10 protein-coding genes and 2 pseudogenes are annotated in these 12,735 nt (G+C 58.5%); 5 read left to right on the top strand and 7 right to left on the bottom strand.

Annotated elements, in window-relative coordinates:
- Positions 1 to 163: 163 nt before the first annotated feature.
- A complete protein-coding gene (locus tag ACVDG8_RS11865; protein WP_447254881.1) occupies positions 164 to 439 on the top strand; it encodes a DUF982 domain-containing protein in 276 nt (91 codons plus the stop codon).
- A 1,531-nt stretch (positions 440 to 1,970) separates the two neighbouring features.
- On the opposite strand, the gene ACVDG8_RS11860 is transcribed toward ACVDG8_RS11865, so the two are convergent.
- The 6 genes and pseudogenes from ACVDG8_RS11860 to ACVDG8_RS11835 all read right to left on the bottom strand — a co-directional run bounded on the left by ACVDG8_RS11860 (position 1,971) and on the right by ACVDG8_RS11835 (position 8,993).
- Positions 1,971 to 3,206, bottom strand: coding sequence for a coniferyl-alcohol dehydrogenase (locus tag ACVDG8_RS11860; protein ID WP_447254880.1), 1,236 nt, complete (start codon positions 3,204 to 3,206; stop codon positions 1,971 to 1,973).
- Between the two features lie 221 nt (positions 3,207 to 3,427).
- Complete coding sequence (locus tag ACVDG8_RS11855) at positions 3,428 to 4,234, bottom strand: galactosyl transferase (RefSeq protein ID WP_447254879.1); 807 nt, start codon at positions 4,232 to 4,234, stop codon at positions 3,428 to 3,430.
- Complete coding sequence (locus ACVDG8_RS11850) at positions 4,231 to 5,247, bottom strand: polysaccharide pyruvyl transferase family protein (protein ID WP_447254878.1); 1,017 nt, start codon at positions 5,245 to 5,247, stop codon at positions 4,231 to 4,233. Before ACVDG8_RS11850 ends, ACVDG8_RS11855 begins: the two co-directional genes overlap by 4 nt.
- A 34-nt stretch (positions 5,248 to 5,281) precedes the next feature.
- A complete protein-coding gene (locus ACVDG8_RS11845; RefSeq protein WP_447254877.1) occupies positions 5,282 to 6,763 on the bottom strand; it encodes a lipopolysaccharide biosynthesis protein in 1,482 nt (493 codons plus the stop codon).
- A gap of 333 nt (positions 6,764 to 7,096) precedes the next feature.
- Positions 7,097 to 8,031, bottom strand: a pseudogene (locus tag ACVDG8_RS11840) (polysaccharide pyruvyl transferase family protein).
- Positions 8,028 to 8,993 carry a glycosyltransferase family 2 protein gene (locus ACVDG8_RS11835; protein WP_447254875.1) on the bottom strand — a complete coding sequence of 322 codons (966 nt, stop codon included), beginning with the start codon at positions 8,991 to 8,993 and terminating at the stop codon, positions 8,028 to 8,030. The pseudogene ACVDG8_RS11840 and the gene ACVDG8_RS11835 overlap by 4 nt, the downstream one beginning before the upstream one ends.
- Before the next feature lie 519 nt (positions 8,994 to 9,512).
- On the opposite strand from ACVDG8_RS11835, the gene ACVDG8_RS11830 reads away from it, so the two are divergent.
- Positions 9,513 to 9,767: a helix-turn-helix domain-containing protein gene (locus ACVDG8_RS11830; protein ID WP_447254874.1), complete on the top strand. Its 255-nt coding sequence runs from the start codon at positions 9,513 to 9,515 to the stop codon at positions 9,765 to 9,767.
- A 169-nt stretch (positions 9,768 to 9,936) separates the two neighbouring features.
- Here the strand turns inward: ACVDG8_RS11830 and ACVDG8_RS11825 are convergent, their stop codons facing one another.
- A complete protein-coding gene (locus ACVDG8_RS11825) occupies positions 9,937 to 10,326 on the bottom strand; it encodes a hypothetical protein (protein ID WP_447254873.1) in 390 nt (129 codons plus the stop codon).
- A 485-nt stretch (positions 10,327 to 10,811) separates the two neighbouring features.
- Here ACVDG8_RS11825 and queC point away from each other — a divergent pair.
- The 3 genes and pseudogenes from queC to queE all read left to right on the top strand — a co-directional run bounded on the left by queC (position 10,812) and on the right by queE (position 12,596).
- Positions 10,812 to 11,509 (top strand): annotated as a pseudogene (gene queC / locus ACVDG8_RS11820) (7-cyano-7-deazaguanine synthase QueC).
- Positions 11,509 to 11,865 (top strand): 6-carboxytetrahydropterin synthase QueD, encoded by a 357-nt coding sequence (gene queD, locus ACVDG8_RS11815; protein WP_447254871.1) that lies wholly within the window; start codon positions 11,509 to 11,511, stop codon positions 11,863 to 11,865. Before queC ends, queD begins: the two are co-directional and overlap by 1 nt.
- Positions 11,862 to 12,596: a 7-carboxy-7-deazaguanine synthase QueE gene (gene queE / locus ACVDG8_RS11810; protein ID WP_447257311.1), complete on the top strand. Its 735-nt coding sequence runs from the start codon at positions 11,862 to 11,864 to the stop codon at positions 12,594 to 12,596. The genes queD and queE overlap by 4 nt, the downstream gene beginning before the upstream one ends.
- The last annotated feature ends 139 nt before the right edge of the window (positions 12,597 to 12,735 follow it).

Here is a 12,735-nt window from a genome sequence, read left to right as displayed (position 1 = left end):
GACCCAGACGGGACCTGGACGGTATTCGATGTGTTCACCGGGCAGCCGGCTGAACCTGATGGTTGGCCGGCCACAGGTCTCGACATGGAGTATGCCGACGATCTGGTGGACATACTGAATGTCGAGGACCTCAAGCGTCGGCTGTCGCAAGGAGGTTCATCTGATGGCCACCCATTGGTTCAACCCTCCGGTCCCTGTCAGCGGCGAATGCCCCGGCATGACCTACAACGTCAACAACGTCGAGGCCGCCTCTGAGCATCTCCTGCAGTGGACCAAGCGTGGCCCGGAATGGAAACAAGCGGTGCGCGTGTGTGCGGCTGCTCTGGCCGATAATGCTACGCCACAGACCGCAGGAAAGTGCTTCAGACTGGCTGCTATAGAGGAGGGAAGGTTCCGAGCTGATCATCAAGGGCTGAATAGAAACGGGGGCTTCGCCTGATGGCGCTCTATTGGTCTTCCGGCCTCTCGCACATTGGGCTTAGCTAAAGCGGTAACTCCCAGTAGACGTTGCCGGAACGAAAGCAGCCCACGGCCGGAGGGAACGACAGTGGGCCTCTCAGCGGCTACCTTCTTGAGAAATGGACCACTGTGGGAAGTAATTTCGACGGCGAAGAATTGTTGCGCCTACTGGCGCCTGCAGTCGAAATTCCGGCTAACGACGTGCCGAGGATCGAGCGTCACCCGGAAATTCACACGACGCATTCGAGGAGGCTGCCAAGGAGCAGGGGATGCTTCGCTCCGCTAAGGCTTGCGGTACAAAGGGTTCAGGTACCTGTGCCTGCGGTCAAACCATGGAAGAACTGAAAACCGAGAGGGGAGCCTTGAAGTTGGGCTCTCAGTCTTTCGACGGATATTCCCATTGGCTCTCCAGGCGTATTGCTTTCGCCGAGCTTTGGCCCCCCTATTCACAGCCAGCCGGCTGCCCAGTAATGTGAGTGGGGAGTGGGGCAGCGGAATGGTGCCTGAGGACGACCTGAAGTTCCGAATTGAGGCAGCGCTTGCTCGCGGCCATCATAGCCAATGGCAGCGCCGATTCCTCCTCGACATGCGCGACCGCCTGGCAAAGCACGGCCCGCACACGCGGCTGAGCGCGAAGCAGTGGGCAAAGCTCTACGAGATCATAGGCGCCGCAACGCCAATTGCCTGTGCACCGCCGCGCTCCAACAAAGCCCCATCGCCCCGCTGGCGGAAGAGCCGCTGGTCAGCCCCAGTCACACGCGAAATCCAGTATTTGACAGCTAGGTTCGCCAGAGCGTTCGGGATTGCTCTGGCACTGTTCGTCGGGTCCCTGATCTACTCGTTCGTTATAAACGGCGAGCAGGTCACTTGGCCGGCCATGCCATCCTTCGCGAGGTCAGGCGTGGGGGACAGAGTCCCGATTGACAGGACACAGTTCACCATAACGGACGGAGATACCATCCGGCTCGGCGGCAGGGCAAAAGGAACCCGGCTGGTCGGCTTCAATGCACCTGAAAGCATCGAGCCGAGGTGCGCGGTTGAAGCAGACCTCGGGCGACGAGCTAAGGCACGACTAACGGAGTTGGTCGCTTCCGCAAAGCTCGAACTGCAAATGATCCCTTGCTCGTGCCCCCAGGGCTCTGAGGGCACAGATCGCTGTAACTATGGTCGAAGCTGCGGGTCTCTCTTTGCAAACGGCCAAGATGTGGGTGACGTTCTGATCGCTGAGGGGCTGGCGGTGCCGTTTGTGTGCGGCGCGAGAAGCTGCCCATCCACCCCAAGGCCGTGGTGTTTATAGACGGTGTCGTCTCAATATTGGCCGGCACCTGGGCCAGAGCATCCCGGATCAGCTGCTTGCGACGGCGCTGTTCGGGCTGTTGATGAAGATGTGGTGGCGCCATCCAAAGCGGCCGCTCGGCGTTGGGCGGCTATATACAGCGCTGATGGGCAGTTCTCTGCCACATGTCCAATACAAAGCGTCAACTAAGTCTCCGGTCTAAGCACCAGCTAGGCTAACCGATTGTCACATTGGCACCATGGAGAAAGCACGACTCATCCGACAGGAGAAAGACGACAGGTCCAACACCTTCGACTGGAGCGATCGGCCCGACAAAACGGCCAACGTCCCCCTCTACGGGTTTTCGGCCGCGGGTGGTGAAGAAATCGCCCAGAATGGTCAAGTCAGGTTCGGGCGCCACCGTGTTCATGCGTACGCCCCGCCGCCAATAGAGGTCCACGCTCGCCGTGGCCGACCAAACCATCACGGCCTCCCTGAAATACCGATAGCAGGTGTCCTGTGGCACCGGGTTGGCGGCTAGCCAAGCGAGTCCATCTGTAAAGCTCTGAGTGACGGCAAGTTCCTTGTGCAGATCAAGCCGCTTGGGCCATTCGGGATCCAGGAGGCAGGCGAAATTCACGATCGAAGAGCCCTCAGGCATTCGACAGGCAAGTGCATGTGACAGATGCCGAATCCCGAGATAATTCACACGTGCGACAATGTCTCGATCCAGCGTACCTGAGACGCCCGCGGCATTCACAAGGCCGTCGATGCGTTCGGGGAACTGGGTAAGCGCTGCATCAATTTCTTCGGGCAAACCCTGATCGATGCGGAGGAACTCGTCCAGCCTGACCACGGGATCACCCAGATCGACGCCAATGAGGCGCGCGCCTTCGCACCGGGCGAGACGGGCGACTTCGGCGCCGACCCCGGAGCAGACGCCGGTTACGACAACGGTTTTACCTGCAAGCTTCAACGGCTTCTCCATTTTGGGCAAAGGACGGCACTCTCGTGAAACGACCTTCCCAACGACTTGTCTGATGACGTCGCGGCGTCCTTGAACGCCGACGCCGCTCGATTGAACTCTTCGATGCCGCCTGAGACGCCGGCGCGTGCCGTTGCCCGCCTTAAACGCTTCGTGCCTCAGAGCGATTGAAGCAGCGATACCGGGCCAATGCACCGCAGTGCTGTCGCTTATGTCGCGTCGGGCAAGATCGACAAATTGATTCTTTGCATGGAGCTCATCCACACCGTAGATACAAAACGGATCCCCATTGGCTTGGACGTCTAAGCGCAAATGCCAAGCCAAACGCTGAAAGAGCCGTTCGGCCTGGCTGCTGAGGTATGGCTTCAGCTTGCAGACATTTTTCCGGGAGCAGCCGGCGCGACCCAGCAGACCTTGGGCCTTCGAATGCCAATGCCTAGCCCGCCTGCGGATGTCAGATAGCTGGAAAGTAGACGATCCGGTCATGTGCGCCGCTCCATCTCTGAAGCGGTGGCCAACATCTTCTTGAATTGCTCCCTCACCTGTGGCGAGGCAATCTCTCTATTATCTGGGGGACTCAGTAGCGGGCTGCCAATTCAAGCCAGCCCATCAACAGGAGTGTCAAAAATCAAGAAAGGGGCGGAGAGCACGGCCGCACGCCCATATTGCGTAAACATCCTGGCTAAGAATTTACAATCACCAACCTATTATGTACGTCCGAAGAACTCTTTTCTGTGCTGAGCTGACAAAATACGCAACCCGACAAGGTTCCTCGCCATACGGATGGGGCGCTTCAGAGCGCTTCTGTTTGCAAAATACATCTGGATCAGGCTCGGAGTCTTACTGTGCGACCCCTTATGTGCAACACGGTATACAGCGCCCCGGAACGGTAGGCAATTTAAGGGAGTTCCGCGCTTGGCCAGAGCTGGTGCTATGCGGACGTGGCTGCCAAGCATGTCTTTGATCCATTCGATGGAAGCGTCTTCCATCTTTGCCGGCAGCCCGTACAGATCCGAACGAATGATCAGCGACGTGCCGCAATAGTGGCTGAACTGGTCGCGACAGAGCAGAAGACTGCCGCCATCATCCCAGAGGTAGCCCTTGTCAATCGTCCAGCCGTTTTCGTTCCGATGCTCCGAAGCATACTGGACGATGCGAGCACTTACAAAATCGTCGTCATCAACGACCATGAAGAAGCGGCTGCCACCGGCATTGAGCATGCCGGCAAGGACACGGCGACCTTTGTCGGCGCGGAATGAATCCAGAAAATCATTCTCAGTCGCCTTGCCTCGCTCATGAGTGTCGTTCGGTGGAAAGCTTACCCAGACCACCGAAAACTTATCGGGTAGCACAGGAAGATCGGCCCCTTCATTGGCAACGACTATCCCTCGCCAATCGGGGTTGGTTTGATTAGCGATGGATGTGACTGTTTGGGCGAGGTTCCTCTTCAGGAGGCTCCAATCACGCGCGTTATCCTGGTGCCTGACAGGGACAATGAACGTGACAGCAGTCATGACAGTCTCCAGTCGCTGACTGCGCCAATCGCCTGTTCTCTTGCCCATCTGATGCCGTCGTCGATCGAAGTTGCCTTGTAGGATAGATCGGTACCGCCGGAAAAAGCATTCATGAACCGGCGAATTTTTCCGTAGTTGTTGTCCAGCACCGCGTGGGGGCGTCCGATGAGAATCGAACAGATATGCACATGCAGCCGGTCCGTAAGGATGGCTTTGCCACGGGAAATCTGCCGGATGCCGCGTCGGAAGCGGTTGTTGGCCGCAGCATTCAGTTTACGCAGCCGCATTTCGGAGGGGCTGAGGTGCAGAAACGCAGATGCCGCACCGAGCGCCTTTGCAACGCGCACCTTCGAGCGGTGCTCGGTGATCCAGTCCTCCTTTGGGATATGGGGATAGGCAGAAAAATCGACCGCTCCGACCTGCTCTTTGTCCTGGCGAAGCATCGCTAGCACCGGGAAGCGGGGCGCATCAGGCAGCACGCTGCCGATGCAAAAAGCCATGTCCGGGCAGAGATACACCTCGCAATCAAAGTTTTCCTGGGCGAACAGAAGGGATTCCTCGTCGCGCACCAGCAGCACGAAGTTCTTATGTCTGCCGATGGCGCGTCTGCTTTGCTCAAGCCGTTCCGCAGACCTGTAATGGATCGATTGCGGAAACTGGACGATCTGCCGGTCGGGAAACAACTGCATTATATGCTCCCGGAAGTCCTGGTGAGACACCCACAAGTCCCCGAAATTGCCGCCCCCATGAATGAATATGGGACCACTCGGGGCGCTTTCCTTGAGTTCATCACGGGAAAAATCATCCGTCGTGCAAACATATGAAGGCCGCTTCGCGTAACGATCCCTCAAATAGGCAATCTCTCCCAGCCATATCGCCGAGTCCCCACAGTTCTTGATGTCGGGAAAATCCAGTATCGCTATCGGCTCATCGGGCTTGACGAACATCTTTAGGCAATCGTGCGTCATGTCCTGCAGCGCAGCGATGAGTTCTAGTTCCTGAGCACCTGGCATCGTACCTCTCTTTTGAATTCAAACGAGCTGGAGATCACGCGTAGCTGACTTTGGACAGCACCTTGAAAGCGAGCTTTCTCACTTCGGTTTCCGGGCCATCCGGACGGCCCATAACGATCCAGAGAAAGAGACTGAAGCCGCAATAGAGAATGCCGCCGAGGCAGATGAGGACGGCGAGTTGGATAACCAACCCGGCCTGCGTGGTCTCAACTCCGATGTAATGATCGGCGAGCGTGACGCCCGCGGCCAGAACGGCCGAGCTGGCGAGCGCCCTGAAATTTGCCAACAATTGAGCCCTGACCGAGACATTGATGAGCCGCTCCACCACGACCATGTTGACCACAGCGCTGAAGAGACCGGTGAGCACCCGGGCGAATATCAGCCCCGGAAGCCCCCAGCACACCAAACCAATCGTAATCACCGGAATTCGGACAAGAAGCATCTGGGTATCACGAACGAACAGCGTGCGGGTCTGCCCTAGCGCCATGCCAAGAGGCTGATTGAGAGAACCCAATGTCTGCAGGGCATAAACTGACGCGAGCGCCTGGATGATGAAAATAGCGGGAAGCCATTTTTCGCCGAGCACCAGTCTCACGAGGGGATCTGCTATGACAGCCATCCCTATGCCGGCAGGCAAGGCAGCCGCCGTCAGCAGGGCCTGCGTTCGCGAATAGGCTGCCGCCAGACGCTGAGCATCATGGCGCACATTGGCGAAAGCCGGATAGATGGTTGCAGTCAGTGGCGCAGTGGCTTCACGGGTGGCCATCATGGCGAGCTGCCCACCCAGCGAATAATAGCCGATCGCAGACCTGTCTAACAGCTTTCCTATGAGCAGGTAGTCGAAACGCCAATTGAGCGTATTGACGATCTGTCCGGCAGTAATCCAGGCCGAAAACGAAAAGAACTCTCGCATATGGGAGAAAGTTACGCGGGGACGGAATGGCATGACCAGATACGACGTCACGACATTTGTCGCCTGCATCACCAAAGTGCCGACCACAAGCGCCCAGTAACTCTGGTAGATGACCACCACGCCGATCGCAGCTACGAATCCGGCCACCTTCTGGGCCACATTCAATACGAACTCTTGTCTGAAAATCAGCTTGCGCTGAAGAATGATTTTTCGCGGGTTCACCAGTCCGCTCATAGCAAGACTGAGGCTCAAAGCGAGTAGCACGCCGAACAGGCGCGGCTCGTTATACATGAGGGACGCAGGATAGGCGAAGGCGGCGAAGAAGATGCACAGGATCAGGCCCCGCGTCGCACCCAATGTCCATGCGGCGCTGAAATGGGATTCTCCCGGGTCTTCATGACGGATGAGCGCTTCACTCAGGGAAAGATCGGTGATCGAGGTCACGACGGCCAACATTGTCGTCGCCAGTGCCACTACGCCAAAGTCTGAAGGCAAGAGATACCTGGCCAGGATAATGGTGCCGAGCATTGAGAGCCCGTTGACGATTATTCTTGAGAGAGTGACCCAGAGACTTCCCGCTACCAGCCGGTCAGCGATGCTCATGGCTGACCCCAACTGGCAAATCCAGAACTCCCGGCTGCAGCCCCATTCTATCGGTGTCCTCTACTGCGCAACTGCTCCGCACCGCGCCTGTCTCGCCGTGGATACGGTCAAAGCTTCCTCGCGCCACAAGACCGTGACGTCTTTGGCTAAGGTCCGTGGGAACTGCCCAACGCACCATTCTCGCCAAGTCTCACCACCACCGAGTTCCAGAATTTTCGGCCCGATTCAGTGCTCGCCCAGTTTCTGTCATCGCGGGTCTGTTCAATCGAGCGACCTCGTCTGGCGAGCAGCACGCCACGCTGATTTTCAACATTTGCTGGAGAGTCCCGTTGCTTAAAGATAGTCTTTGCGGATTCCGTTCAGAACCTCACCCAAGCGACCTTTCAAGCCGTCAAGCGAGCCATCGGGACTAAGCTGCGGTTCCCGGCGGCTCGCTTTGAACAGACCTGCTGCCGAGGGTGCCGCCAAGAATGTTTTGATCTTCGACCGAAGCAAGGACTGGGGCCTTCCCGGCAGCGTGGGCCCTGGGGCCGGGCCAACGATCACTGGTTTCGGAAGGCTGCCAGTGAATGTGACACCCCAAAAGCGCTTCCCTTTCGCCGAGGCTTCCCCCGCGAGGACACGGGCATGAGGTGGGGCTTGTACGTCGCGCCGACACTCATCGCCCAGTCGTTCCATTTGAAGTCATTGATGGAGGCCGATGTGGCTACCGCGATCCAGGGAACTCGAAAGGCATCGGCGATAATCGCGCCGTGCATCGATTCCGCGATGATTAGCTCCGATTGCGCGATATGGCGGATGACCGCCTTTGCGTCACCGCGCGGATCCAGATAGGTGAGTCCGGCCATCTCGCAGACGGCTCGCCACATGCCGAGTTCGGCGGATTCCCAGTGTGGAATGAAGGTCTTCTTGTATAGTTTAGGCAGCTGCTGGAATTCCGGCATCTCGGCAAGCATGACGGCTGGATCAACGATACCCCGTTCGACAGCAAGCCCGAGCCGCTCGGCTGTTTTCGGACCTCGCACACAGCGCAGGTCCCATTCCCGGTTGTTGCTGACATCGGGCGGTATGCCGTATCCGCAACCGCTTCCCACAACCAGCTTGTGCACACCGCGTGGGAGAAGGATGGAGTTGAGGACGGTGCCGACGCCCACGAGCATGGTTTGTTGGTGCACCTCCCGGAATCCAGGCAGCAGAAAGTCCCATAGCCAGAGATTGAGGTCATCGCCAAAATTGCCGTGGCTCGATTCCCAGTGATATGGAGTCATTTCGCCACCGCAAACTTAGCTGTCCCGAGTTCCCTCAGTGTCAGTAGCAACTCAGGGTCACGCCACGCCCAACGCGCGAGTAGGCCGAGGTTTGGCACTTTGCCGCGGCGAAGAAGCCCGGCTTGGCTCCACAGCGCCTGGCGACGCGCTCTGCCTTTGGAGTTGGCGATCGACTCAACTTCCTCTGGCCTTCGAGCAAAACAAGCTTCGAGCGCGTCGAGCGCTGCCCAGGTGTTGAATTGCTGCTGCAGGAAGTGGCGCGATGTGCCGTCGATGCTGTGAAAGATATTAACGCCCAAGCCACGCACGACACCCGGATCACCGCAGAGCAGGCTGCGCCGAGAGGCGAGAACGGTATCGCAGAAGAAAAGCACGTCCTCTGCGGCGCGACGAAGAGTGGCGTCGAAACGGATTTTTTTGAAGATGGTGCGGCCGATGATCATTCCCGATAGATGGAGAAAGCTCCAGTCCTTCAGCATTGCGCTCGCAAGGTCAGGAACTTCGATGACAAGCGGCTCCTCCCGCAATCGAATCACCCCTTCGGCCTCGACGAGTTCGGATATTGCGAGGTGGTAATAGAACTCTTCGCTCGCCTGAATTGAAGCCCAGTAGCAGTCCCCTCCGAAGCACAACATGCTCTCAAATGCATTGTACAGATGATGTGGAAGCCACGTGTCGTCTGAATCGAGGAAAGCGACGAAACGCGTCGAAGGAGAAACGTTCTCAAGCCCGGTGTTGCGAGCGCCACCGGGGCCGGCGTTGGCCTGCCTTATGACCGTGATCCGCGATCTCTGATCGGCGTCAAGCGCTTCCAGCTCGACATCAGCCGGAAGAGGGGACTCATCGTCGATGACCAGAACCTCAAAGTCTTTATAAGTCTGCTCAAATACGCTCTGTAACGACCGGCGAAGAATGCCCGCTTCTTTCTGGTAAAATGGGATGACGATTGTGAAAGTGGCCAATTCTCATCCTTGCCTTCGGGAGGTCTATGCGACGGGCCGAGTAGCGCATTCGGCAATGGCTGGCCAAAGTGATTGTTTGGATGATGGTCATCCATGGTATGGATAGGCCGTCGCGGTGAGATCGGCCTCGGCGCCGTGGTGCTCCGTGATCTGTGGCGGCGATCAGCTCGGGGTTACTCGGCCTACTCTCGTCACCCTTGCCCCAGGCCCGGGCCGCCGCTTCGACATGGCAAGGAAGCTTGAACGACCACCGATCCCAGGGTTGAGCAAACGCCGAATTCCTGCTCAAGAACGTCGGCGATGATCAGCCCCGGATTGCGCAGGGTCGTACAGCCGATCAGACCATCTTACGGCAGGCCGACTTGATGGGACCCAGTCGAACCACCATATACCGCCTCCAGCCGCCGGTCTAATGTGCCCCATGCACCAGGCTGAATTGGCGTCAGTTTATTTGACTATCCGGGTCCAGAGGAACTCTCCCGAGGTGCCAGGCGTCTTTGCTCTTGTTTTGAGGTGTTTATGAAAGAATCACGCATTCCCGAGCCGGTGTTGACGGCCATGTCGGCGGGGACCCACATCATCCGTGCTTATCGTGAGCACCTTGGATATTCCGTCGAGGACCTGGCAGTGGCATGCGGGCTTGCCGCTGAGGAAATCCTCAACATTGAGTCCGGCCTGAGATACAACAAGGGTTATCGGGACCGGATCGCCAAATCGTTGTCGCTACCCGCCGGAATTCTTGAGCCGGAGCCGGACATATTGGACGCTGCCTGATCAGTAGAAGAGTCGTTCCCCGGTCGGCTACCTGGGAGGTCACGGACGCGAGCAGCAGATGGTCGCGGTCTCCCTGGCTGTGAGACATCCGCCCTGGAGAAGCTCGGTAGACAGTTGCTCGCGGGCCGGCCCCGGGCGGATGCAAAATCACACATGCATTCCGGTCACGCTAACTGCCAAGCATATGACCGGCATTTCGTAAGGCGCCGAGGAACAGACCGGCATGGGCGGTAACATCGATCTTGGCCTGCACGGACAGCGGCATGCGGGTCCAGTTCTCCAACGGTGCCATCAGATCTGAGAAAGTGCCATTCACCATGCAATACTGGGTAACAAGGCCTTGTCTGTCCAACGCGACCAGGCCAGTCCGTTCGCTTTGATAGCGGATGGCTGCGATGCGCTGCACCTCCGGGTCACCGTCGACCCGCACGTCGAAAACCAAGGTACCCTGGCTCCTCGCCGCTATTTCCGCGGCTCTTTCGTTGAAGCTTAGCGAGAGTGAGCGGACGCTTTCGACCGCCATCTGGAAAATCGCCCAATCCAGTTCATCCGAGGCCATGTCGGCAATTGCGCGTAACAGAGGGGTGATTGCAACGACGCAGACGGCTTGTTCACAGATGTCGGCTGACGACCGCCTTAGCAGGGTTCTGCCGCCCAGCCACCGTGGTGTCCGATTCGGACTGATGCTGAAGCGGGGGCACGACGACCCCTAAACTTAGACCTCTGCACTAGGCTCACTTTTCCTCATTGCCCTGCCAGGCAGCGCGTGGCCTCTGCAGCCTCCGCTCTTCAACGCAGATCTTTAGCAAGGCAGCTTCTACCCCAGCCATGTCGCGAGGTCCGCTTCGCATCTGTCCTTCTGAGCATATGCCCGGGTTTGAACATCCGCCTGAAGAGGTTCAGTCCCGCAGTCGCGACCCTGCCGCACTCCGGCACGTCAGCGCTTCACACTCCCGCAGGGTTCACAAAGTGGACAGGCTGGGCTAGGGGAGCGCAGAGAAATCTCCGGTCGCAGCCTTACCCGGTCAAAACAAGGATACCATTATGAAGACTCTCGTCATCTGCTCCGGCGGATTGGATTCCGTTTCCCTTGCCCACAAAGTGGCAGCGGAGCACGATCTCGCCGGGCTGCTGTCCTTCGACTACGGCCAGCGGCACAGGAAAGAATTGCGATTCGCCGCTCTGTGCGCGGAGCGACTGAACATTGCGCATCAGATCATCGACATCCGCCAAATCGGCCGCGGCCTTCGCGGCTCGGCGCTGACCGACAGTGTCGACGTGCCGGACGGCCACTATGCCGAAGACACCATGAAGATCACGGTGGTGCCGAACCGGAACGCCATCATGCTGGCAATCGCCTTCGGTCTCGCCGCAGCGCACCAGGTCGAAGCTGTGGGGATGGCCGCTCACGGCGGGGACCATTTCATCTATCCAGATTGCCGTCCCCCTTCATCGAAGCTTTCCAGACGATGCAGGACCGAGCGCTCGACGGCGACCCGCAGATCCGCCTTTATACGCCTTATGTGAACCTCACCAAGGCCGACATCGTCGGCGATGGAGCAAGACACGCAACCCCTTTTGCGCAGACCTGGTCCTGCTACAAGGGCGGCGAGCGTCACTGCGGACGGTGCGGGACCTGCGTCGAACGGCGCGAGGCGTTTCATCTCGCGCAGCACGCCGATCCAACCGACTATGAGGACACCGATTTCTGGCTTGAGGCGCTGCGGAGGAGGAGCGCCTGATGTTCCGCATCACCAAGGAATTCCACTTCTCGGCCTCGCATCAGCTCACCTTTTTGCCACCTGAACACCAGTGCGCGCGCCTGCACGGGCATAACTACATCGTCGAAGTGGAGCTTTCGGCCAAGGAGCTGGACGCGCACGGCTTCGTTCGCGATTATCACGATCTCGCGCCGCTCAAACGCTATATCGATGAGCGCTTTGACCACCGGCACCTCAACGACGTGCTGGCACATGAGCAGGTCACAGCGGAATATTTGGCCAGGCATTTCTATGAATGGTGCAAGGCACGGCTGCCGGAAACCGCCGCCGTGAGGGTGAGCGAAACCCCGAAAACCTGGGCGGAGTACCGGCCGTGACGGACACGCAGCCCGCGATCCGGGTCAGCGAGATATTTGGGCCGACGATCCAGGGCGAGGGCGTGCTTATCGGTTTGCCAACCGTCTTCATCAGAACCGGCGGGTGTGATTACCGCTGCTCCTGGTGCGACAGCCTCCATGCGGTGGACAACCAATTCCGCCATGAATGGAAGATGATGCCAGCGGATGCGGTGTGGCAAAGGGTGATTGCGCTGTCCGGCGGCCGGCCGGTGATGGTGTCGCTGTCAGGCGGAAATCCCGCCATTCAGCCCTTCGGCGGCCTGATCGAGCGAGGCCATGCTGAAGGTTACCGGTTCGCGCTGGAAACCCAGGGTTCGGTGGTCAAGGACTGGTTTGCCGAGCTTGACGTACTGGTCCTCAGCCCAAAGCCGCCGTCGAGCGAGATGAGGATCGATTGGCTTGCATTCGAGGCTTGCATCGAAGCGGCGCGGGAGAAGCCGCAACTCGTGCTCAAGCTCGTTGTTTTCGACGAGAGTGACTACGCCTTCGCCAAAGACGCCGCCGCGCGATTTCCACATCTCCCGGTCTATCTGCAACCCGGCAATCACACGCCACCGGGCCATGGTGAGGAAGACGCGGCCGTCGACCTTGCCGGAATCATGAGGCGCATGGAGTGGCTGATCGAAAAGGTGACGCGAGACAGATGGTTCGAAGCCCGCGTATTGCCGCAGCTGCATGTTCTGCTCTGGGGCAACAAGAGGGCCGTCTAGGTCTCGCTCGCCGTGTGGGAACTGCACGGCCAGAATAACTCGCTCGCATATTACAGCGCTGCTCGGGCAGGTGAGGGGTGTTCAAGCTGGAAAGCGGCGCTCCTGGGCGGTTCTCTTCGGGGAGCCGGACCAGCCTTGG

This window comes from Mesorhizobium sp. ORM8.1, from assembly GCF_053005525.2.
The sequence above is the reverse complement of the archived record's forward strand: the minus strand, read 5'-3'. Positions and strand labels throughout refer to the sequence as shown.